The 22628-nt window shown below is 68.1% G+C and carries 21 protein-coding genes; 17 read left to right on the forward strand and 4 right to left on the reverse strand.

The window, feature by feature from the left end; all coding sequences use genetic code 11:
- The first annotated feature begins 52 nt into the window (after positions 1-52).
- Entirely contained in the window at positions 53-343 is a 291-nt protein-coding gene (locus tag ABFG95_RS23455) for a DUF3579 domain-containing protein (protein ID WP_006388526.1), read from the forward strand.
- A 142-nt stretch (positions 344-485) separates the two neighbouring features.
- Here the strand turns inward: ABFG95_RS23455 and ABFG95_RS23460 are convergent, their stop codons facing one another.
- Positions 486-1205 carry a GntR family transcriptional regulator gene (locus ABFG95_RS23460; RefSeq protein ID WP_049072601.1) on the reverse strand — a complete coding sequence of 240 codons (720 nt, stop codon included), beginning with the start codon at positions 1203-1205 and terminating at the stop codon, positions 486-488.
- A 248-nt stretch (positions 1206-1453) separates the two neighbouring features.
- Between ABFG95_RS23460 and ABFG95_RS23465 the strand changes: the two genes are divergently transcribed.
- The 8 genes from ABFG95_RS23465 to ABFG95_RS23500 all read left to right on the forward strand — a co-directional run bounded on the left by ABFG95_RS23465 (position 1454) and on the right by ABFG95_RS23500 (position 10545).
- Entirely contained in the window at positions 1454-2197 is a 744-nt protein-coding gene (locus ABFG95_RS23465) for an aspartate/glutamate racemase family protein (protein WP_059269689.1), read from the forward strand.
- A gap of 71 nt (positions 2198-2268) precedes the next feature.
- Entirely contained in the window at positions 2269-3846 is a 1578-nt protein-coding gene (locus tag ABFG95_RS23470) for an ABC transporter substrate-binding protein (protein WP_175146654.1), read from the forward strand.
- A gap of 87 nt (positions 3847-3933) precedes the next feature.
- A complete protein-coding gene (locus ABFG95_RS23475; protein ID WP_063582914.1) occupies positions 3934-4926 on the forward strand; it encodes an ABC transporter permease in 993 nt (330 codons plus the stop codon).
- Positions 4916-5857, forward strand: a complete 942-nt coding sequence (locus tag ABFG95_RS23480; protein ID WP_049072608.1) for an ABC transporter permease — start codon at positions 4916-4918, stop codon at positions 5855-5857. The genes ABFG95_RS23475 and ABFG95_RS23480 overlap by 11 nt, the downstream gene beginning before the upstream one ends.
- 30 nt (positions 5858-5887) lie before the next feature.
- Positions 5888-7081, forward strand: coding sequence for an amidohydrolase family protein (locus tag ABFG95_RS23485; RefSeq protein WP_278992937.1), 1194 nt, complete (start codon positions 5888-5890; stop codon positions 7079-7081).
- The gene (locus tag ABFG95_RS23490) at positions 7081-8568 is read left to right on the forward strand and encodes an amidohydrolase family protein (protein ID WP_278992936.1); all 1488 of its coding nucleotides are present in this window, start codon (positions 7081-7083) and stop codon (positions 8566-8568) included. Before ABFG95_RS23485 ends, ABFG95_RS23490 begins: the two co-directional genes overlap by 1 nt.
- The gene (locus ABFG95_RS23495; RefSeq protein WP_049072612.1) at positions 8565-9572 is read left to right on the forward strand and encodes an ABC transporter ATP-binding protein; all 1008 of its coding nucleotides are present in this window, start codon (positions 8565-8567) and stop codon (positions 9570-9572) included. Before ABFG95_RS23490 ends, ABFG95_RS23495 begins: the two co-directional genes overlap by 4 nt.
- Positions 9562-10545: an oligopeptide/dipeptide ABC transporter ATP-binding protein gene (locus ABFG95_RS23500; RefSeq protein WP_278992935.1), complete on the forward strand. Its 984-nt coding sequence runs from the start codon at positions 9562-9564 to the stop codon at positions 10543-10545. The genes ABFG95_RS23495 and ABFG95_RS23500 overlap by 11 nt, the downstream gene beginning before the upstream one ends.
- Positions 10546-11481: 936 nt before the next feature.
- Here the strand turns inward: ABFG95_RS23500 and ABFG95_RS23505 are convergent.
- The 3 genes from ABFG95_RS23505 to ABFG95_RS23515 form a co-directional block, all read right to left on the reverse strand.
- Complete coding sequence (locus ABFG95_RS23505; protein WP_049072616.1) at positions 11482-12759, reverse strand: TRAP transporter large permease; 1278 nt, start codon at positions 12757-12759, stop codon at positions 11482-11484.
- Positions 12760-12793: 34 nt separating this feature from the next.
- Positions 12794-13294 (reverse strand): TRAP transporter small permease, encoded by a 501-nt coding sequence (locus ABFG95_RS23510; RefSeq protein ID WP_047993506.1) that lies wholly within the window; start codon positions 13292-13294, stop codon positions 12794-12796.
- 95 nt (positions 13295-13389) lie between these two features.
- On the reverse strand, positions 13390-14364 hold the full coding sequence (locus ABFG95_RS23515; protein WP_049072622.1) for a TRAP transporter substrate-binding protein: 975 nt from the start codon (positions 14362-14364) through the stop codon (positions 13390-13392).
- Positions 14365-14476: 112 nt separating this feature from the next.
- On the opposite strand from ABFG95_RS23515, the gene ABFG95_RS23520 reads away from it, so the two are divergent.
- The 8 genes from ABFG95_RS23520 to ABFG95_RS23555 all read left to right on the forward strand — a co-directional run bounded on the left by ABFG95_RS23520 (position 14477) and on the right by ABFG95_RS23555 (position 22614).
- Entirely contained in the window at positions 14477-17008 is a 2532-nt protein-coding gene (locus ABFG95_RS23520; protein WP_059269694.1) for an FtsX-like permease family protein, read from the forward strand.
- Positions 17008-17430: a group II truncated hemoglobin gene (locus ABFG95_RS23525; RefSeq protein ID WP_080977355.1), complete on the forward strand. Its 423-nt coding sequence runs from the start codon at positions 17008-17010 to the stop codon at positions 17428-17430. Before ABFG95_RS23520 ends, ABFG95_RS23525 begins: the two co-directional genes overlap by 1 nt.
- 55 nt (positions 17431-17485) lie before the next feature.
- Entirely contained in the window at positions 17486-18151 is a 666-nt protein-coding gene (locus ABFG95_RS23530; protein WP_278991964.1) for a 3-deoxy-D-manno-octulosonic acid kinase, read from the forward strand.
- A gap of 150 nt (positions 18152-18301) precedes the next feature.
- Positions 18302-19405 carry a polyamine ABC transporter substrate-binding protein gene (locus tag ABFG95_RS23535; protein ID WP_059269696.1) on the forward strand — a complete coding sequence of 368 codons (1104 nt, stop codon included), beginning with the start codon at positions 18302-18304 and terminating at the stop codon, positions 19403-19405.
- A 5-nt stretch (positions 19406-19410) separates the two neighbouring features.
- A complete protein-coding gene (gene potA, locus ABFG95_RS23540; protein ID WP_068951450.1) occupies positions 19411-20538 on the forward strand; it encodes a polyamine ABC transporter ATP-binding protein in 1128 nt (375 codons plus the stop codon).
- Positions 20535-21455, forward strand: coding sequence for an ABC transporter permease subunit (locus tag ABFG95_RS23545; protein WP_049072628.1), 921 nt, complete (start codon positions 20535-20537; stop codon positions 21453-21455). The genes potA and ABFG95_RS23545 overlap by 4 nt, the downstream gene beginning before the upstream one ends.
- A complete protein-coding gene (locus tag ABFG95_RS23550) occupies positions 21452-22261 on the forward strand; it encodes an ABC transporter permease subunit (RefSeq protein WP_006384055.1) in 810 nt (269 codons plus the stop codon). The genes ABFG95_RS23545 and ABFG95_RS23550 overlap by 4 nt, the downstream gene beginning before the upstream one ends.
- Complete coding sequence (locus ABFG95_RS23555) at positions 22258-22614, forward strand: Spx/MgsR family RNA polymerase-binding regulatory protein (RefSeq protein WP_049072630.1); 357 nt, start codon at positions 22258-22260, stop codon at positions 22612-22614. Before ABFG95_RS23550 ends, ABFG95_RS23555 begins: the two co-directional genes overlap by 4 nt.
- The last annotated feature ends 14 nt before the right edge of the window (positions 22615-22628 follow it).

A 22628-nucleotide genomic window follows, 5' to 3' on the forward strand; every position in this document is an offset into this window, starting at 1 on the left:
TGATCACGCCGAAGATCCGGCCCAGTGAAGGGCGTCCCGTAGTGAAGAATCCATGGCAACTCGCGTCAGACAATTCGTAATTCATGGCGTTACCGAAAGCGGTAGCCGCTTTCGCCCCAGCGATTGGGCGGAACGGCTTGCCGGCGTAATGGCACAGTTCCGGCCCGCCGGCTGTGCGGGTAACCACCTCACCTATTCGCCCTACGTGCTTCCCGTCGTGATCGACGGCGTGCGCGGCATCGTGGTCGATCAGCGCTTGCGCGATCTCGAACCGCTGGCGTACAAGTTCGTGGTGGATTTCGCCCGCGACAACCACCTCAAGACGGAAGAACGCGAAATCTAGGCTTGCCGAAACCACAAAGCGCCCGAACCGGGCGCTTTTCCATTTCAGGCTTGCCACGCCAGGCCACGCCCCATTCGCCGGGGGCGGGCCGTCTCCTACCCGCGCGCCGCGCCCGCCCGCGGGCCGCCGCGCCGCGGTCCCCCTAGGTGCCGTAGCGGTCGAGAATCTTGCGGATGTCGCGCACGCCCGCGCCGTCCGGACTGAGCAGCGCGCGCGCCGTGACCGACTCCAGGTGATGTCCCAGCAGGTGCAGCACGTGCTTTTCGTCGCGCGCGCGCAGGCCGGCGACGATTTCGCGGTGCTCGCTGACCGCGCATTCGCTCGAATGCGGCCGGCCGTAAAGCGCCAGGATCAACGAGCAGCGCGACACGATCTCATTGACGTAGCGGGCGTAGACCGCATTGCCCGACAGTTCCGCCATCAGGATGTGGAATTCGCCGGACAGGCGGATCGACTCGTTGACGCTGTTGCGCGCGCGCGCGGCTTCTTCCTGCGCCACGTGCTGTTCCAGCCGCGCCAAGCCGGCCTCGGTGACGTGCTGCACCAGCCGGCGCGCCACGTCGCGTTCGAGGCAGCGGCGCGCCTCGAAGATGTCGTGGGCTTCTTCCAGGCTGGGGCGCGCCACCGCCGCGCCGCGATTGGGGCGCAGGTCGACCAGGCCCTCGCTGAACAGGCGCGTCAGCACGCCGCGCACGATGGTGCGGCTGACGCCGAAACGCTCGCCGATGACGTCCTCGGGCAATTTGTCGCCCGGCAGCAAGGCCTGCTCGATGATCGCCTGCCGCAAGTTTTTGTATACGATTTCCGTGCGGTTTACGTCTTTCCGGGCGGGCTCCGCCGCGTCGGGAATGGGGGCCGTCATCTGGTGTGGATCTCCGATGCGTGCGCGTTCCGGTGCGAGGAATCTGCCGGCGGAATCGCGCCGGTGCGCACTTTTCTAGGTGCGAAACAGCATACACCATCGGCCGCTAAGGGTTAGCGATAGCTTGAAGCGTCGGACCAATGGCGTACATTGTCGCCATAAATCGTATACAAAGATTTATACAAAATTCAGGAAGCTGTGGGTTTTGTATGAATGGTTTTGTATACAAACCATCAGGGGTTTGATTCATGTCCGCAGCACCCGCCGTCCTTCCCGACCGCCTGGCCGTCACGCCCAGCCGCCTGCTGGTGATCAATGGCAACACCACCGCCGACCTGACCGCCAGCCTCGCCGAGCAGGCGCGCGCTTTTTTTGGCGACGCGGCCCGGGTGCATGCCGTGACGGTGCCGTTCGGGCCCGCCTATATCGCCAGCCGGGCGCAGGCCGCGGTGTCGGCCCACGCCGTCTGCGAAACCGCCGAGCGCGAGGCCGCCCAGGCCGAGGCCGCCGGCGAGCCATTCGACGCCTGCCTGCTGGCCTGTTTCGGCGAACCCGGCATCGGCGCGGTGCGCGAGCGCCTGCGCATGCCGGTGGCCGGCATGGCCGAGGCCGCCATCCTCACCGCCCTGCAGCGCGGCGACCGCTACGCCATCGTGACGGTGGGGCGGCTGTGGCCGGGCATGCTGCGCGAGCAGATCCGCCAGCTCGGGCTGGAGTCGCGCTGCGCCGGCCTGCTGGCGCTGCCGGGCAATGCGCTCGACTACGTCACGCGCTCGCCCGCGACCATCGCCGCCGTGGGCCAGGCCCTGGACGACGCGGTCGCCCAGGGCGCCGACGTGGTCATCGTGGCCGGCGCCGCGCTGGCGGGTTTCCTGCCCAGCCTGCCGCGCCTGCCCGCCGTGCCCGTGATCGATTCCTATCGCGCCGCCCTGTCGCAGGTGCTGGCGCTGGCCACGCTCGAGCGCGCCCAGCGCCAGACCGCCGGCCACTGATTACCGCCGCCGGCCGTCCGCGCCGGCCTCCAGACGTATTCCATACCCACCTCCAAGGGAGCATTGCCATCATGAAGACGCTGCTGAAGTGGACCGCCGGGGCCGTGATCGCGCTATCGGCCATCACCGGGGCATCCGCCGCCAACACCCTGAAGTGGGGCGCCGCCCGCGACCTCGACTCGCTCGATCCGTATTCCTACGGCAGCACCTTCAACCTGGCGTTCCTGAACCACGTGTACGAAGCGCTGATCCGCTACGACGACAAGTTCAACATCACGCCGGCGCTGGCCGAGTCGTGGGAGTCGCCGTCGCCGACGGTGCTGCGCTTCCATCTGCGCCGCGGCGTCAAGTTCCACAACGGCGCGCCGTTCTCGGCCGACGACGTGGTGGCGTCCATGACCCGGGTGTCCGACGACGCCTCGCCGCTCAAGGGCAACCTGCCGGCCTTCAAGGCGGCGCGCAAGGTGGATGACTACACGGTCGACATCGAGATGACGCATCCGTATCCGCTGATGCTCAACGACCTGACCAACATCTTCATCTTCAACCGCCAGTGGCTGGTGGACAACAACAGCCTGAAGCCCACCGACGCGGCCAAGAAGATCGAGGGCTACGCCACCCACAACGCCAACGGCACCGGCCCCTTCAAGGTGGAGTCGTACCGGCCCGACACCCGCACCGTGCTGGTGGTGAATCCGGACTGGTGGGACAAGCCGCGCCACAACCTGGACCGCATCGAGTTCACGCCGATCGCCTCGGCGCCGACGCGGGTGGCGGCGCTGCTGTCGGGTGACATCAACTTCACCGAGAACGCGCCGCTGCAGGACCTGGACCGCCTGCGCGCCGCGCCCAACGTCAAGGTGCTGGCCGCGACCGAGCTGCGCACGCTGTATTTCGGCTTCAACCTGGGCGACAAGCTGGTCGGCTCCAACATCACCGACAAGAACCCGCTCAAGGACCTGCGCGTGCGCCAGGCGCTGTACATGGCACTGTCGCCCGAGCTGCTGCAAAAGCGCGTGATGCGCGGGCTGTCGCGCACCACCGGCGCGCTGGTGGCGCCGTCGATCCCGGGCTATGACGCCAGGCAGGAGGAACGCCTGCCGTTCGATGCCGCCCGCGCCAAGAAGCTGCTGGCCGAGGCCGGCTACCCCGACGGCTTCACGTTGTCGCTGCTGTGCTCGAACGACATGTTCGTCAACGAAGAGGAGCTGTGCCAGGCCGCCGCCTCGATGTGGGCGCGCATCGGCGTGAAGGCTTCGCTGGCCAGCGGTCCGCGTTCGCTGCAGAACCCCAAGCGCTCGCGTGGTGAGTTCGACATCACCATCCACGGTTGGGCTAACGAGCCGCAGATCGATGCGCTGTCGATCCTGCTGCAGGTGATGCACAGCCGCACCGGCCCGGCCGGGGTCTTCAACTGGGGGCAGTGGGGCGATCCGGCGCTGGACGCGCGCATCGACGCCGCCGCCGCCGAGATGGACCGCCCCAAGCGCGTGCAGATGATGAGCGACATTCTGCAGACCCTGCACGACGACGTGCGCTTCCTGCCGCTGCACCAGCAGCCCATGGCCTGGGCGGTGGGCGCCAACGTCGGCGACGTGCTGCAGATGCCCGACAACAAGGCGCGGCTGTGGACGGTGCGCATGAAGTGATGGGCAAGGCGCCGCGTCCTGCATCGGCCGCGGCGCTCCTGGCTTGGAATGTCGAGATGCCCCCCAAGGGGCTGACAGGAGGCGCACATGCTGGCGTTCATAGTTAGGCGGGTCTGCAATGCGGTCGGCGTGATGCTGGCGGTGGCGTTGCTGGCCTTCGTGATTTTCCGTTTCGTCGGCGACCCGGTCGACATGATGCTCAACGAGCAGGCCTCGCAGACGCAGCGCGACGAGCTGCGCGAGCGGCTGGGCCTGAACGCCTCGGTCGGCATGCAGTTCGTGCACTTCGTCGCCAACGCGGCGCGCGGCGAGTTCGGCATTTCCTACCGCAACCAGCAGGACGTGTTCGCGCTGGTGGCCGAGCGCTTCCCGGCGACGTTCGAGCTGGTGATGATGGCGACGCTGCTGTCATTGGTGATCGGGGTGCCGCTGGGCGTGCTGACCGCCATCTACCGCAAGTCGCGCCTGGCGCAGGCGCTGCAATTCGTCTCGATCCTGGGGATTTCGTTGCCCAGCTTCGTGGTCGGCATCATGCTGATCCTGGTGTTTTCGGTGCAGCTGGGCTGGCTGCCGGGCTTCGGGCGCGGCGACACGGTGCGCATCGGCGGCTGGAGCACCGGCCTGCTGACGCCGTCGGGCCGGGCCGCGCTGGTGCTGCCGTCGATCACGCTGGCGCTGTTCCAGATCACGCTGATCATGCGGCTGGTGCGGGCCGAGATGCTGGAGACGCTGCGCACCGAGTTCATCAAGTTCGCCCGCGCCCGCGGCCTGCCGGACCGGGTGGTGCATTTCCGGCTGGCGCTGCGCAATTGCCTGATGCCGGTCATCACCGTGACCGGCATGCAGATCGGCAACCTGATCGCCTTCGCGCTCATCACGGAAACCGTGTTCCAGTGGCCCGGCATGGGCCTGCTGTTCATCCAATCGGTCATGTTCGTGGACATTCCCGTCATGGCCGCCTATCTGGTGATCGTGTCCTTCATCTTCGTGGCGCTGAACACGCTGGTGGACATGATGTACGGCGTGGTCGACCCGCGCCTGCGCAGCCAGCACGTCAAGGGAGGCGCCAATGCTCACTAAACCGATGTCGAACGCGGGCCGCGGCCGGCTGGCGCGCTTCTTCCAGGGCGACCTGTGGTGGAGCCTGCGGCAGGATCCGGTGGCGATGGGGGCGGGCGTGGTGCTGATCGCCGTGGTGCTGCTGGCGCTGTTCGCGCCCTGGATCGCGCCGCAGAACCCCTACGACCTGGCGCAGCTGGACCTGCTCAACGCCGAGCTGCCGCCGCGCTGGATCGCGGGCGGCGAGGCCCAGTTCCTGCTGGGCACCGACACCCAGGGGCGCGATGTCTGGTCGGCGATCCTGTATGGCTCGCGCATGTCGCTGGTGATCGGGCTGGCCACGGTGGTGCTGTCGCTGGCGATCGGCCTGCTGGTGGGGCTGGCGGCCGGCTATTTCGGCGGCTGGATCGACAATGCGCTGATGCGCCTGGGCGACACGCTGCTGAGCATTCCCACCATCCTGGTGGCGATCCTGGTGACGGCGGTGTTCCGGCAACTGCTGCCGCCGGGCCTGCGCGAGACGCTGTCGGCGGTGATCCTGATCCTGGCGATCTCGATGACCAACTGGGTGCAGTACGCCCGTACCGTGCGCGCCTCGGCGCTGGTCGAGCGCGGCAAGGAATACGTGCAGGCGGCGCGGCTGATCCGGGTCAGCCCGCTGCGCATCATGCTGACCCACATCCTGCCGAACACGCTGACGCCGGTGATGGTGACCGCGACCCTGAATCTGGGCCTGGCGATCCTGATCGAGGCCACCCTGAGCTTCCTGGGCGTGGGCATGCCGCCGACCGAGCCGTCGCTGGGCACCCTGATCCGGCTGGGCAACCAGTTCCTGTTCTCGGGGCAGTGGTGGGTGGTGGTGTTTCCCGCGCTGTACCTGAGCCTGGTGGTGCTGGTGGTGAACCTGCTGGGCGACTGGCTGCGCGATGCCCTCAATCCCCGCCTGCGCTGAGCGCGGCAAGAACACGGAGACAAGAGAACCATGGACAACGCAACCCTGTATACCCACGTGCGGCCGGCGGGTGGCGAAGCCACCTCGGTGCTGGTGCGCGACGGCCGCTTCGCGGCCATGGACGGCGCGGTGCCGGATAGCGTGCCGCGCGTCGATGGCGGCGGCGCGCTGCTGCTGCCCGGCCTGATCGACGCCCACGCGCACCTGGACAAGACCCTGTACGGCATGCCCTGGTACCGCAACGAGGTGGGCCCGCGCCTGATCGACAAGATCGTGAACGAGCGCGCCGAGAAGCGCCGCCTGGGGATCGATCCCTATCGCCAGTCGGCGCGGCAACTGGTGATGTCGGTGGCCGACGGCACCAGTCACATCCGCAGCCACGTCGACGTGGACACCGACATTGGCGTGGCGGCGATCGAGGGCGTGATGCGCGCCCGCGACCAGTACCGCGACCAGATCGACGTGCAGATCGTGGCCTTTCCGCAGAGCGGGCTGCTGATCCGCCCGGGCACGCTGGAACTGATGGAGCAGGCCCTGCGGATGGGGGCGGACGTGGTCGGCGGGCTCGACCCGGCCGGCATGGACCGCGACCCCAAGGGCCATCTGGACGCGATCTTCGCGCTGGCCGACAAGCACGGCAAGCCGATCGACATCCACCTGCACGAAGCCGGCGAACTCGGCGCGTTCTCGATGCAGATGACCATCGACCGGGTGCTGGCGCTGGGCATGCAGGGCAAGGTGACGCTGTCGCATTCGTTCTGCCTGGGCATGCCCGACGCGCAGGCGGTACAGGGGCTGGTGGACGGGCTGGTGGAGGCGGGCGTGCATATCATGACGACCGGCTCGGCCTCGCGTCCGGTGCCCAACGTGGCGCGGCTGCACGCGGCCGGGGTCACCGTCTGTACCGGCAACGACGGCATGCGCGACACCTGGGGCCCCTACGGCAAGCCCGACATGCTGGAACGTGCCATGCTGGTGGGCCTGCGCAACAACTTCCGCCGCGACGACGAACTGGCGCTGGCGCTGCATGTGGCGACCTATGGCAATGCGCGCGTCATGGACCTGGCGGACTACGGCCTGGCGCCGGGCTGCCACGCCGACTTCGTGCTGGTGGACGCCGAGACGGTGGCCGAGGCGATCGTCTCGCGCCCGGTGCGCAAGCTGGTGGTCAAGCGCGGCCAGGTGGTGGCGCGCGATGGCCGCGCGCTGGCGGAGGCGCCGTGATGGCCGCCCGCGACGACGCCACGCTGCTGACCGCGCGCTGGGTGGTTGGCCACGAAAACGGCCGCCACTGCCTCTACGAGAACGGCGAGGTGGTGTTCCAGGGCGACCGCATCGTCTATGTCGGCTCGCGCTATCCCGGCGCGGTGGCGCGGCGCCACGACTACGGCCGCGCGCTGATCGGCCCGGGCTTCGTCGACCTGGACGCGCTGTCTGACCTGGACACGACCATCCTGGGTTTCGACAACTCGCCAGCCTGGCGCAAGGGCCGCATCTGGCCCGACACGTACATGCGGCGCGGTCCGTACGAGATGTATACGCCGGACGAGCTGGCGTTCCAGAAGCGCTACGCCTTCGCCCAGTTGATCCGCAACGGCATCACCACCGCGCTGCCGATCGCCTCGCTGTTCTACCGCGTGTGGGGCGAGACCCGCGATGAATTCCTGTCGGCGGCGCGCACCGCCGGCGAACTGGGGCTGCGCGTCTACCTGGGGCCGGCCTATCGCAGTGGCCACACCTATGTGGACGGGAAAGGGCGCATCCGCTGCCACTACGACGCGGCGCGCGGCATGGCCGGGCTGGAACAGGCGGTGGCGTTCGCCGACGAGGTCGAGGGCCTGTACGACGGCCGGGTGCGCGCCATGCTGTCGCCGGACCGCATCGAGACCTGCACGCCCGAGCTGCTGCGCGCCTCGGCTGCCGCGGCGCGTGAACGCGCCATCCCGATCCGCCTGCATTGCTGCCAGTCGCGCCTGGAATACGACCTGGTGCTGGCGCAGCACGGCATGAGCCCGCCGGAATGGCTGCGCAGCCTGGGCTTCCTGTCCGAGCGCGCGCTGCTGCCGCACGGCACCTACGTGTCCGGCTCGCGCCAGATCGAGCGGCCGGGGCAGGACCTGGAGATCATCCGCGACGGCGGCGCCACGGTGGTGCACTGTCCGCTGGTGTCGGCGCGCCACGGCGCCACGCTGGAATCGTTCGCCCGCTATCGCAAGCTGGGCGTGAAGATCGGCATGGGCACCGACACCTGGCCGCCGGACATGGTGCTGAACATGCAGGTCGGCATGATGCTGTGCCGGGTGATGGACCAATCCACCGAGGCGGTGCGCTCGGAAGACTATTACGACGCCGCCACGCTGGGCGGGGCCGACGCGCTGGGCCGCGCCGACCTGGGGCGGCTGGCGCCGGGCGCCAAGGCTGACATCGTGGTGTTCGATTTTTCCCACGACCGCAACGGCCAGCTGATCGATCCGATTCAGACGCTGATGGTCGGCGGCAGCGGCCGCGACGTGTCGCAGGTGGTGATCGACGGCCGCTTCGTCATGGTCAATGGCCGCATTCCCGGCTTCGATGCCCGGCTGGCGCAGGACCAGGCGCAAGCGCAGTTCGACCGGCTGGTGGCACGCTACCCCGACCGCACCTGGGGCCATCCGCCGGTCGACGAGATCTTTTCCTCCAGCTACCCGAGATTTCCCAGGAGCCCGTCATGACGACCGTTCCGAATCCCGCCGCGCCCACCCTGTCGGTGCGCGGCCTGTCGGTGGAGTTTCCTTCCCGCCACGGCCTCCTGGTGGCCACGCGCGATATCAGTTTCGACATCCAGCCGGGCGAGATCCTGGGCATGGTGGGCGAGTCCGGCGCCGGCAAGTCGCTGACCGGCATGGCCGTGATCGGCCTGCTGGAACCGCCGGGCCGCCTGGGCGGCGGCGAGATCCACCTGGCCGGCCGCCGCATCGATAACCTGCCGGCCCGCGCGCGTCAGCAGCTGCGCGGCAAGGAGATTGGCGCGATCTTCCAGGATCCGCTGACGAGTCTGCACCCGCTGTTCACCGTGGGGGACCAACTGGTCGAGACCATCCGCCACCACGACAGAGTGTCGGCCGCCGCGGCCCGCCAGCGCGCGCTCGAACTGCTGCTGGCGGTCGGCATTCCGGCGGCGGACCGTCGCATCGACCACTATCCGCACCAGTTCTCCGGCGGCATGCGCCAGCGGGTGGTGATCGCGCTGGCGCTGGCGGCGCGGCCGCGGCTGATCATCGCCGACGAGCCGACCACCGCGCTGGACGTGTCGGTGCAGGCGCAGATCACCGCGCTGCTGCGCCGGCTGTGCCGCGAGCAGGGCACCTCGGTGCTGCTGGTGACGCACGACATGGGCGTGATCGCCGAGACGGCCGACCGGGTGGCGGTGATGTACGCCGGCCGCATCGTCGAGATCGGCCCGGTGCTGGAGGTGCTGCGGCGTCCCGGCCATCCGTATACGCAGGGCCTGATGAACGCGATTCCCGGCCTGCGCCAGCGCGCCGCGCGCCTGAATCAGATCGATGGCGCCATGCCGCGCCTGCACGCAATGCCGGACGGCTGCGCGTTCCATCCCCGCTGCGCCATGGCCGGTCCGCGCTGCGGCATGGACCGCCCGGCGCTGGCGTCCACTCCGTCGGGCGCGACCCTCAGCGCCTGCTGGCTGCACCAAGGAGGCGTTGCCCATGCCGCATGACGATGACATCCTGTTGCGGGCCGATGACCTGGCCTGCTGGTTCGACGTTTCGCCGCCCTGGCTCGAACGCACCTTGTCGCGCCAGCCGCCGCAGACGCTCAAGGCGGTCGACGGCGTGTCGCTGGCGGTGCCGCGCGGCACCACGCTGAGCATTGTCGGCGAGTCCGGCTGCGGCAAGTCGACGCTGGCCAAGCTGTTGGTGGGCCTGGTGGCGCCGACCCGCGGCACGCTGCGTTATGGCCGCAGCCGCACGGGCGGCGCGCTGCATCCGCAGATGATCTTCCAGGACCCGTACGCCAGCCTGAATCCGCGCTGGCGGGTGGGCGCGATCGTGGCCGAGCCTATCGTCACGCTGGGCCTGCGCGCCACGCCGGCGGATACGCGGCGCCGGGTGGAGGAGCTGCTGACCCTGGTGGGCCTGTCGCCGAACGACGCGTCGCGCTATCCGCACGAGTTCTCGGGCGGCCAGCGCCAGCGCATTTCGATCGCGCGGGCGCTGGCGACGCAGGCCGAATTCCTGGTGTGCGACGAGCCGACCTCGGCGCTGGATGTGTCGGTGCAGGCGCAGATCCTGAACCTGATGGGCGATCTGCAGAAGGAGTTCGGCCTGACGTATGTGTTCATCAGCCACAATCTGTCGGTGGTGCGCCACGTGTCGGACCGGGTGGCGGTGATGTACCTGGGCCGGATCGTGGAGCAGGCGCCGGCGGACGAGTTGTTCGATGCGCCGGAACATCCGTACACAAGAATGCTGCTGGATACGATTCCAGATCTGGACTCCCCCAGGCGCGACCGCGAGCCGATGGGCGGCGAGGTGCCGAATCCGATTCAGCCGCCGAGCGGGTGCACGTTTCATCCGAGGTGCCCGAATGCGAGGGCGGTGTGTCGGGAGAGGGCGCCTGAGGTGGCGGTTGTTGGCGGGCGTGAGGTGCGGTGTCATGCCGTGGAGTGGGCGGTTCTGCAGGCGGCTTGATGGCTTTCCTGGTGGGGTTTTGGTGCGGGAGCGGTCTTCGTAGGTCGCCCCTCGGTCGGGCGGACCCGATGGCGGGCGCCCACGATTGCGGTCCGGAGCGTTCGCTCCGGACTGCCCCTGCCTCCTCCTCGTCCTCGCCTTCGGCGACTCCTTCGGATTCCGTCGGGCGCATCGAGGTTGCCCGCCATCGGGTCCGCCCGACCGAGGGGCTACGAGCGTCTTGGCTTGTTGCGTTGCTAGACTTGTGTGCAGGGCATGAAACCTGCAGGGCTGCCCATCGCGGCCGCGCGGGCGGCCACGCTGGGCGTCTGTGCATCTGAAAGTGGGGCGGGTGCGCTGTGCGCGGGTGGCGAGCGGTTTTCTGGTGGTTCCGCACGTCAGGGGGAGGGGCGGTGGTGGTCGGCGCGATGTCGGCTGTGTTGCGCGTGGCGAGTTTCGCGCGCCGACCACAAACAGTCTTGGTGCCAACGATCTCTCAATAGCACTCGATTTCGCCGTTCCCACACGCGATAGCGGCATCACGCATCGCAAGACGTCGCGTAGGCTTCATCAGGCCGCCCGCGCGGCCGCTTTGAGGCGGCTCCCTCCGCACCATTCCCCGCAAGCGCGCAGCGGCATCACCAATCGCAAGACCCCGCGTAAGCCCCAAAAGGCCGCCCGCGCGGCCGGCCTGGGGCGGGCCCCGCAAATCTCTCTCCCCACACCTCGATGTAGCAGCGCCCCATACCTCGAAGCCGGTAGCCTGTTGGGGGGGGGTGGGCGGGGTGGGGCGCCGTCGATGCGCCCGACGGAATCCGAAGGCAGTCGCCGCAGGCGACTACGAGGATGAGGATGGGGCAGTCCGGAGCGAACGCTCCGGACCGCAATCGTTGGCGCCCCACCCGGCCACCCCGCCGCAACAGGCGGCCTACGAAGCCACCACCGCAATCAATAAACCTACTTCGAATAAACCAAATCCCGTAGTCCCAATGACAACCCCGGCCAATAAGTAATCACCATCAGACAAACAATCACCACCCCCACAAACGGAATCAAGGGCTTGATCAACCGCTCCAGCGGCAGCTTCGCCACCGCGCAGGCCGCGAACAGATTCACCCCGAACGGCGGCGTGATCATGCCCAGGGCCAGGTTGACCACCATGATGATGCCGAAGTGCACCGGGTCCAGCCCGAACTTCAGCGCCACCGGCAGCAGCAGCGGGGCCAGCACCACGATCGAGGCCGAGGTCTCGATGAACATGCCGATCACGAACAGCGCCAGGTTCACGCCCATCAGGAATGAGAACTGGGTGTCGAACAGCTGCGCCAGCCACACGCCCAGCGCATCGGGGATGCCGGCGCGGTTCAGCAGGAAGCTGAAGACGCCGGCGTTGGCGATCACGAACATGATCACGGCGGTCGACACCACCGACTTGTGCAGCGTGTCCGACAGTTGCTTGAAGCTCAGGCGGCGGTAGATGAACTTGCCCACCACCACCGCGTACATCACCGCCACCACCGAGGCCTCGGTCGGGGTGAAGACGCCGCCGTAGATGCCGCCCAGGATGATCACCGGCATCATCAGCGCCAGCCAGGCGCGCTTGAAGGCTGGCCACAGCGGCAGGCGGCCTTCGCCGTCGCGCTTGCCCAGGTTGTTGCGCTTGGCGTAGAACCAGACGTAGAACATCAGCGCCAGGCCGATCAGGATGCCGGGCATGACGCCGGCGATGAACAGCTCGCCGGTGGAGGTGTCGGTGGACACCGCGAACAGGATCATCGGGATCGACGGCGGGATGATCACGCCCAGCTCGGCCGCGCTGGCCTGCAATGACGCGGCGAAGGGGGCGGGATAGCCGTGGCGGATCATGGCCGGGATCAGGATGGCGCCCACCGCGAAGGTGGTGGCGACGCTGGAGCCGGCCACGGCGGCGAAGATCATGCAGGTCAGCACGCAGGTGCAGGCCAGGCCGCCCTGGATGCCGCCGACCACGCTCTTGGCGAACTCCACCATGCGTTCGGAGATGCCGCCGGCTTCCATCAGGTTGCCGGCCAGGATGAAGAACGGGATCGCGACCAGCGGGTACTTGTCCAGCGCGGCATAAAGCTGCTGGGCCACCACCAGCCAGGGCAGGTTGGCGGCGCCGACCCCCGCCAGGCTGGCCAGCCCGATCGATACGGCGACCGGCACGGACAGCCCGAAGAAAATCAGCATCGAGACAATCATTAATTGGGACATGGCGATATCGGCTGCTTGGATTCGGGACCGGGGCTCAACCCTGCGCGTCGTTGCGCACGGGCGTGTTGTCTTCCTCGCCGGCGCACCAGCGCGCCAGCACGGCGATGGCGGCGAGCGTCGCGCCCACCGGGATCGCCAGGTAGATCCAGGAGATCGAGATGTCCAGGCTGGGCACGTTCTGGAAACGCACGCGGTAGGTCATCTGGCCGCCGATCCAGGCGATGAAGCCGAGAAAGCCGGCGCAGATCAGGCCGATGACGGCCTCCAGCACGCGGCGGCGCATGCCGCCCAGCAGGTTGCGCAGCAGTTCGACGCTGATCATGGCGCCGTGGCGGAAGGCCAGGGCCACGCCCAGCAGCACCGTCCAGATCAGCAGGGCGCGGGTCAGCACCTCGCTCCAGTCGGCGGGCGAATGCAGCACGAAGCGGGCGATGACCTGGTAGAAGGCGGCGGCCGCGGCGGCCACCAGCAGGAGTTGGGCGATGACCGACACCAGTTTGAACAGGACGCGGTCGAAGGCGCAGAGCAGACGCATGAGGATTTCCAGAGGCGGATGACAGGGCGCGCGGCGGCAGGGGGCGGGCGGAAACCGTTTCCGTCCGCCGCCCGCGGCCGCGCCGGCCCCTGCGCTTACTTGGTGTCGCGGATCGACTCGATCAGCTTCTTGTCGAACTTCTTGTAGTACTCGGGGTAAGCCGGCTCGACGGCGGCGGCGAAGGCGGCGCGGTCGACTTCCGTGACCTGCATGCCTTCCTTCTTGAGCTGCTCGACGCCGGTCTTCTCGATGTTGTCGACGTAGGCGCGCATGGCCTGGGCCGATTCCTTGCCGGCCTTGTCGAACTTGGCCTTGTCGTCGGCCGACAGGCCGTCATAGACGTTGGCCGACATCAGCACCAGCGCCGGGCCGTAGACGTGGCCGGTCAGCGACAGGTATTTCTGCATCTGCGACAGCTTGGCCGAGGTGATCACCGACAGCGGGTTTTCCTGGCCGTCGATGGTGCCCTGCTGCAGGGCGGTGGCCACTTCCGGCCAGGCCATCGGGGTCGGCAGGATGCCGATCTGGCGGAAGGCGGTGATGTGGATCGGATTTTCCGTGGTGCGGATCTTCAGGCCCTTGGCGTCGGCCGGCGTCTTGACCGGGCGCACGTTGTTGGTCAGGTGGCGAAAGCCCTGTTCGCCCCAGGCCAGCGCGATGATGCCGCGGCTGGGGAACTTTGCCAGCATATCCTGTCCGATCTTGCTGTCGAGCACGTTGCGCGCATGTGGCAGGTCGCGCAGCAGGAAGGGGATGTCGAAGACGCCGGTCTCGGGCACGAAGTTCAGGGTGGCGCCGGTCGAGACGATCGCCAGGTCGATGGTGCCGATCTGCAGGCCTTCGATCACCTCGCGTTCGCCGCCCAGCGCGCTGTTGGCGAATTGCTGTACCTTGTACTTGCCGTTGCTGGACGCCTCGATCGACTTGGCCAGGGCGTCGGCCCCGGCGCCATAGTGCGACGACGTGGACAGGGCATAGGCCATCTTCAGGGGAGTCTGGGCCGAGGCGGCCAGGGGCGCGGCGACCGCGCAGGCGGCCAGGATCGTGGCCGCGAGCCAGGATTTACGCATTGTCTTCTCCAGGGATTCGGTATTTTTTTCAGTGGGTGTGCGGCGCCGCAAGGCGCTTCGCGCATGATAGCGGGATTCGGCCCCCATTCCGGCCGTTGGTTAACATTGGCAGATGATGGATTTCCCTGATGTCTCACGGGCCAGGCGCCCCGGCTTTTGGACCACCCTGGCGCTGGGCGCCCGCATGATGATGCGCGACGCCCGCGCCGGCGAACTGCGGCTGCTGGTGCTGGCCCTGGTGGTGGCGGTGGCCGCCGTCACCAGCGTCGGCTTCCTGGCCGACCGGGTCAGCCGGGCGCTGGAGCGCGACGCCGGGCAGATGCTGGGCGCCGACCTGGTGCTGGACGCGGACGAACCGGTGCCGGCGGCCTTCCTCGATCAGGCCCGCGAGCGGGGCCTGTCCGTCTCCAATACCTGGCAGTTCCCGTCCATGGTCAGCGCCGGCGACGGCGCCCAGTTGGCGGCCCTGAAGGCGGTCGAACCGGGCTATCCGCTGCGCGGCGCCCTGCGGGTGACCGACGCGCCGTTCAATCCCGACGGTCCCACCCGCGACATTCCGCCCGAGGGCGCGGTCTGGGTGGACGGCCAACTGCTGTCGCTGCTGGGCCTGAAGGTCGGCGACACCCTCAACGTGGGGGACGCCCACCTGCGCATCGACCGGGTCATCACCTATGAGCCGGACCGCGGCATGCAGTTCGTCAATGTCGCGCCGCGGGTGATGCTGCGCGCCAGCGACCTGCCGGCCACCGGGCTGATCGCGCCCGGCAGCCGCATCGGCTACGCCCTGCTGGTGGCGGGCCAGCCGGACGCGGTGGCCGGCTACTCGGCCTGGCTGGGCCAGAACCTCAAGCGCGGCCAGAAGGTCGCCACGCTGGAATCGGGCCGGCCCGAGGTGCGCCGCACCCTGGACCGGGCGCAGCGCTTCCTGTCGCTGGTGGCGCTGCTGGCGGTGCTGATCTCGGCCGTGGCGGTGGCGCTGGCGGCGGGCCGCTACATGACCCGGCATCGCGACGGCATCGCCGTGATGCGCTGCCTGGGGGCGGTGCAGTCGCAGGTCTCGCGCATGCTGACCCTGGAATTCGCGCTGGTCGGCCTGTTCGCTTCGGCGGCGGGCTGCCTGCTGGGCTATGCGGTGCACCAGGTGCTGGTGATGCTGCTGGGCACGCTGATCGACACGACGCTGCCCGCGCCCTCGGCCATTCCGGCCCTGCAGGGCCTGCTGACCGGCCTCCTGCTGTTGCTGGGCTTTGCCCTGCCGGCCCTGGCGCAGTTGCGCCACGTGCCGCCGGCGCGGGTGCTGCGGCGCGACGCCGACGTCATCAGCGCCCGCAGCGCGCTCGGCTACGGCGTTGGCGCGGTCGGCTTCGCGCTGCTGATCTGGTGGTTCGCCGGCGACGCCAAGCTGGGCGGCGTGGTGGCGGGCGGGTTCCTGGGGGCGTTCGCGCTGTTCGCGCTGGTGGCCTGGCTCTGCATCCTGGGCCTGGCGCGCCTGCGCGGCCTGGCCGCCGGCCTGCCGGCGCTGCGGTTCGCGCTGGCCGGCGTGGTGCGCCGGCGCGCCGCCACCATCACCCAGGTGTGCGCGCTGGCGGTGGGCCTGATGGCCCTGCTGCTGCTGGCCATGACCCGCACCGACCTGATCCAGGGCTGGCAGCGCACGCTGCCGCCGGACGCGCCCAACCGCTTCCTCATCAATGTGCAGCCCGACCAGCGCCAGGCCGTGACCGACGCGCTGACCCGCGAGGGGCTGGGCCAGATCGTGCTGTCGCCGATGGTGCGGGGCCGCCTGATCGCCGTCAACGGCAAGCCGGTGGGACCGGACGACTACGAGGAACCGCGCGCCAAGCGCCTGGTGGACCGCGAATTCAACCTGTCCTACGGCGAGCAGATGCCGTCGTCCAACCGCATCGAGCAGGGCCGCTGGCTCAAGCCGGGCTCGGCCGAGGTGTCGCTGGAGTCGGGCCTGGCCAAGACCCTGGGCATCAAGCTGGGCGACAAGATGACCTTCGACGTGGCCGGCCAGCAGTTCGAGGTGGCCGTCTCCAGCACCCGGCGGGTGGATTGGGATACGATGCGCGTCAATTTTTTCGCCATCCTCACGCCCGAGACCCTGGCCGACATGCCGCAAAGCTGGATCACGTCCTTCTACCTGCCGCCGGAAAAGGCCCAGGTGCTGCCCGCGCTGGTGCGGCAGTTCCCGAACCTGACGGTGTTCGACGTGGGCGCCATCCTGCAACAGCTGCAGTCGGTGCTCAATGAGGTCGGCCGCGCGGTGCAGCTGCTGTTCCTGTTTACGCTGGCGGCCGGCGTGCTGGTGCTGTCGGCCGCGCTGACCGCCACCCGCGACGAACGCATGCGCGAAGCCGCGGTGCTGCGCGCGCTGGGCGCCACCCGGCGCCAGTTGGCGCGTTCGCAGCGCATCGAGCTGTGGGCCGTGGGCGGCCTGGCCGGCCTGCTGGCGGCCGCCGGCGCCAGCGCGATCGCTTGGGTTTTATCAACCCAGGTGTTCGATTTCACGATTACCCTCAGCCTCTGGCCCTGGCTGGTGGGGGTCGGCGCGGGTATGCTCGGCGCCTGGGCCGGTGGCGCGCTGGCGCTGCGCGGCGTGCTGCGCACCCCGCCGCTGGTCACCCTGAGAGAAACCTGATGACGACTTCCGTCCAAACCCCTGCCGAACCCGTGGAAACCTCCCGCAGCATTTTCGATCTCCTGGGCGGCGAGCCCGGCGTGCGCGCCCTGGTCGACCGTTTCTATGACCTGATGGACATGGAGCCGGACCTGAAGGAACTGCGCGCCGCGCATGGCCCCAGCCTGGACCAGGCCCGCGACAAGCTGTTCTGGTTCCTGTGCGGCTATTTCGGCGGCCCGGACCACTATATAGAGCGCTTCGGCCATCCGCGCCTGCGGGCGCGGCACCTGCCGTTCTCGATCGGCGAGATCGAGCGCGACCAATGGGTGGCCTGCATGGGCCGCGCCATGGAGGACGAGGGCATCGACCCCGCCCTGGTCGAGCGCCTGCTGCAATCGTTCTTCGGCGTGGCCGACTGGATGCGCAACCGTGAAGGTTGAGCGGGATCCCTCCGGCGCCCGGCGCCACCGCTGGCCGGCACCGCTGGCCGGCGCCATGCTGGCCGATCCGCGCCTGGGCGAATCCGGCCCCGAACTGTTCAACCCGGCCCACTATGGCGAGCGCGCCCGGCCGGTGGACGCCGGCGGCCGCCAGGCGGCGTGGTTCGTGCAGGGGCCGGGCTGGCAGGGCGTGCTGCGGCGCTACCGGCGCGGCGGGTTGATCGCCAAGCTCACCCGCGACACCTATCTGTGGGCGGGCGAGGCCCGCACCCGCAGCTTCCGTGAGTTCCGCCTGCTGGCCGCCATGCGCGGCCAGGGGCTGCCGGTGCCGGCTCCCCTGGCCGCGGCCTACTGGCGCCAGGGCCCGACCTACCGCGCCGCCATCGTGGTCGAGCGCATCCCGGGCGTGCGGCCGCTGGCCCAGGCGCTGGCCGAACCCCTGTGGCAGCCGGTGGCCGAGGCCATCGTGCGCATGCACCGGGCCGGCGTCTGGCACGCCGACCTGAACGCCTTCAACATCCTGATCGGCTCGGACGGCCGGGTCTGGCTGATCGATTTCGACCGCGGCACGCAGGGCGGCCTGTCCGACCGCCAGCGCCAGGGCAACCTGGAACGCCTGCGCCGCTCCCTGGTCAAAGTGGCGGGGGAGGACGGCGAGCGTTTCTGGCTCAAACTGCGCGATAGCTACTGGACCGCCTGGGGGGTCGGCGTACAGCCCTGAGGTGGGCCGCGCCACGGGCCTGATCCGGGCCCAATTGCGCCAAATTACGCTAAATCTCCCGGTAAAGTTGGGCAGGCCAGCGCTAAAAGGCTTTATGATTCCGCCTTTTGGTACTCCTGTAACTTACGGCATATCGCTGGGGGGCTGGTAATGAAACTACGGGCGGGAATGCGCTGGGCGCTGGGGACGATGCTGGTCGCGGCAGCCACGTCGGCGGCGATGGCGCAGAACAAGGTCGTCAACGTCTACAACTGGGCCGAGTACACGGCCCCGGACACGATCTCGGGTTTCGAGAAGGAAACCGGCATCAAGGTCCGTTACGACGTCTACGACAGCAACGACACGCTGCAGGCCAAGCTGCTGGCCGGCAAATCGGGTTACGACGTCGTTGTCCCGTCCACGCATTACGCCTCGCGCCAGATCGAGGCCGGCCTGTTCCAGAAGCTGGACAAGTCCAAGATCCCCAACTGGAAGTACCTGGATCCCGACGTCATGGCGCTGGTCGCCTCGGTCGATCCCGGCAACGAATACGCCATTCCGTGGGGCTACGGCACCAACGGCCTGGGCTACAACGTCACCAAGGTCAAGCAGATCATGGGCGACAACGTCGACCTGGCCAACTGGGACATGATCTTCAAGCCCGAGAACGCCGCCAAGCTCAAGGAATGCGGCATCTCGATGCTGGACGAGGCCGCGCAGGTGTTCCCGGCGGTGCTCAAGTACCTGGGCAAGGACCCCAACAGCGCCAACCCGGACGACTACAAGGCCGCGCTGGACGTGCTCAAGCAGATCCGCCCGTACATCCGCCAGTTCAGCTCCTCGGGCTACATCGACGAACTGGCCGTGGGCGACCTGTGCATGGTCTACGGCTTCTCGGGCGACGTCATGATCGCCCGCAAACGCGCCCAGGATGCCAAGAAACCGTATGAAGTGAACTACTTCATTCCCAAGGGCGGCGCCCCGGCCTGGTTCGACCTGATGGTCATTCCGAAGGACGCGCCGCATCCCGAAGAGGCCCTGGCGTTCATCAACTACATCGAGACGCCGCAGGTGCACGCCGCCATCACCAACACCATGTTCTACCCCAACGCCAACAAAGAGGCGCGCAAGTACGTGGTCAAGGACGTGGCCGACAACCCCATGATCTACCCGTCGCCCGAGGTCTCCAAGTCGCTGTATGTCATCAAGGCCCAGCCCTTGAACATCCAGCGCCTGCAGACGCGCATGTGGGCCGAGCTGAAGTCGGGGCGCTGAGCATCATGAGCGATAGCCGTTACTCGGCGCAGCATGCGGCCGATCCGGACGAGTTCGTCCGCGTCGCCGACGTGGTCAAGATCTTCGGCGACGTGGTCGCCGTCCGTTCCGTCAATCTCTCGGTCAAGCGCAACGAGATCTTCGCGCTGCTGGGCAGTTCCGGCAGCGGCAAGTCGACGCTGCTGCGCATGCTGGCCGGTTTCGAGGAAGCCACCTCGGGCCAGATCCTGCTCGATGGCGAGGACATCACCAACGTGCCGCCGTACCGGCGGCCGGTCAACATGATGTTCCAGTCGTACGCGCTGTTCCCGCACATGACGGTCGAGGCCAACGTGGCCTTCGGCCTGAAGCAGGAAGGCGTGGACCGCGCCGAGATCCACGACCGCGTGTTCGAGGCGCTCGACCTGGTGCAGATGGCCGGCTATTCGCGCCGCAAGCCCAATCAGCTGTCCGGCGGCCAGCAGCAGCGCGTGGCGCTGGCGCGCAGCCTGGTCAAGCGGCCCAAGCTGCTGCTGCTGGACGAGCCGATGTCGGCGCTGGACAAGCAGATCCGCCAGAAGACCCAGATCGAGCTGGTCAAGATCCTGGAGCAGGTCGGCGTGACCTGCATCATGGTCACGCACGACCAGGAAGAGGCCATGACCATGGCGCACCGCCTGGCGGTCATGACCGAGGGCCAGATCGTCCAGTGCGGCACGCCGCAGGATGTCTACGCCTTCCCCAACTCGCGCTTCGTCGCCAGCTTCATCGGCTCGACCAACATGTTCACCGGCACCATCGTGGTCGATGAACCCGACCACGTCGCCATCGAAAGCCCCGAACTGAGCCGTCCGCTGTACGTCAGCCACGGCGTCAGCGAGCCGCTGGGCATGGACGTGCACGTCTCCATCCGCCCCGAGCGCATGGTGGTGTCGCGCGAACAGCCGACGGGCGACTACAACTGGGCCCACGGCATGGTCAGCCACATGGCCTGGATGGGCAGCTACGCGCTCTACCAGATCCGCCTGGACTCCGGCGCCATGGTCGAGGCCAGCGTGCCCAGCCTGCAACTGGCCCAACTGGACGCCCCGGGCATTGACGAAGACATCTTCGTCAGCTGGGACGCCGACAGCGCGACGGTGCTGGCGTCATGAGCCGCTTCTCGCCCCGCGACTGGCTGCCCTCGGGCCGGGCGCTGGCGGTGGTGCCGCCGTTCGCCTGGCTGGTGCTGTTCCTGCTGGTGCCGTTCCTGCTGGTGTTCAAGATCAGCTTCGCCGAGCTCAAGTTCGGCATTCCGCCGTACACCTCGCTGGCCGAATTCAAGGACGAGGCGGTGCAGTTCAGCCTGCACCTGCGCGGCTACATCCTGCTGTTCACCGACAGCCTGTACTTCGCCACCTACCTCAGCTCGGTCAAGATCGCCGCCATCACCACGCTGGCCTGTGTGCTGATCGGCTATCCCATGGCGTACTACATCGCGCGCTCGTCGCCGCGCGTGCGCAACCTGCTGCTGCTGGGCGTGATCCTGCCGTTCTGGACCTCGCTGCTGTTGCGCGTGTACGCCTGGGTCGGCATCCTGCGCAACGACGGCCTCTTGAACAACTTCCTGCAATGGCTCGGCATCATCTCCAGCCCGTTGGAGATCTACCGCACCGACCTGGCCGTGTACATCGGCATGGTCTATGCCTACCTGCCGTTCTTCATCCTGCCGCTGTACGCCACGCTGGTGAAGATGGACCTGCGCCTGCTGGAAGCCGCCTACGACCTGGGCGCCAAGCCATGGCAGGCGTTCTGGCAGATCACCGTGCCGCTGTCGCGCCAGGGCGTGATCGCCGGCGCCATGCTGGTGTTCATCCCGGCGGTCGGCGAATACGTCATCCCCGAAATGCTGGGCGGCGCCAACACGCTGATGATGGGCCGCGTCATGTGGAACGAGTTCTTCAACAATACCGATTGGCCGATGGCCTCGGCGGTGACCTGCGTGATGGTGCTGCTGTTGCTGGTGCCGCTGGCGCTGTTCCAGTACAACCAGGTCAAGCAGCAGGAACTGGCCAGCGGAGGCCGCAAATGAACGGTCCCAACAAGACCTTGCGCGCCGTGGTGCTGGGACTGGGGTACTTCTTCCTGTACGTGCCCATCATCAGCCTGATGGTGTTCTCGTTCAATGAGTCGCCCGCCGTCACTTCCTGGACCGGTTTCTCGTTCCGCTGGTACCACTCGCTGTTCAACGACGATGCGCTGCTGCGCGCGGCCTGGCTGTCGTTCCGCATTGCCGCCATGACGGCCACCGCGGCCGTCATCATCGGGACCTGGGCCGGCTACGTGCTGGGGCGCATGGGCCGTTTCCGCGGCTTCGCGCTGTACGTCGGCATGCTGAGCGCGCCGCTGGTGATCCCCGAAGTGGTGCTGGGCATCTCGCTCCTGCTGATGTTCGTGGAACTGCGCGGCCACCTCGGCTGGCCGGCCGAGAACGGCATCTTCACCATCTGGGTCGGCCACGTGACGCTGTGCATGGCCTTCGTGGCGGTGGTGATCCAGACCCGCATCCGCGACCTCGACCGTTCGCTCGAAGAGGCCGCGCTGGACCTGGGCGCCACGCCCATCACCGTGTTCTTCAAGATCACGCTGCCGCTGATCGCGCCGGCGCTGGCCTCGGCCTGGCTGCTATCCTTCACGCTGTCGCTGGACGACGTGGTGCTGGCGTCGTTCCTGTCCGGCCCCAGCTCCAGCACGCTGCCGATGGAAGTCTTCTCGCGCGTGCGGCTGGGCCTGAAACCCGAGATCAATGCGTTGGCGACGCTGTTCATCCTGGCGGTGGGCACCTGCGTCATCCTGGCCAACCGCATGCAATGGCGCAAGGAGTCCGAACCCAAATGAAGCAAACCACCCTGTATGGCCTGACCAAGTGCAGCACGTGCGTCAAGGCGCGCGAGTGGCTCACCGCGCACGGCGTCGACCACCAGTTCATCGACTATCGCGATCATCCGGTGCCGGCGGCCACCCTGAAGGAATGGGCCGGCCAGCTCGGCGGCTGGGAAAAGCTGGTCAACCGCGCCTCGATGACCTGGCGCAACCTGCCGGACGAGCGCAAGACGGCCAGCACCGACGCCCAGTGGACCAAGCTGATCGCCGAGTTCCCGGCGCTGGTGCGCCGCCCGGTGGCGGTGACGCCCGATGGCGAGGTCGGCGTCGGTTTCAGCGAAAAGCGTTACGGCGAACGCTTCGCCTGATCCCGTGGCGGCCA

This window comes from Achromobacter sp. HNDS-1 (assembly GCF_040084795.1).
Taxonomy (GTDB): domain Bacteria; phylum Pseudomonadota; class Gammaproteobacteria; order Burkholderiales; family Burkholderiaceae_B; genus Achromobacter; species Achromobacter ruhlandii.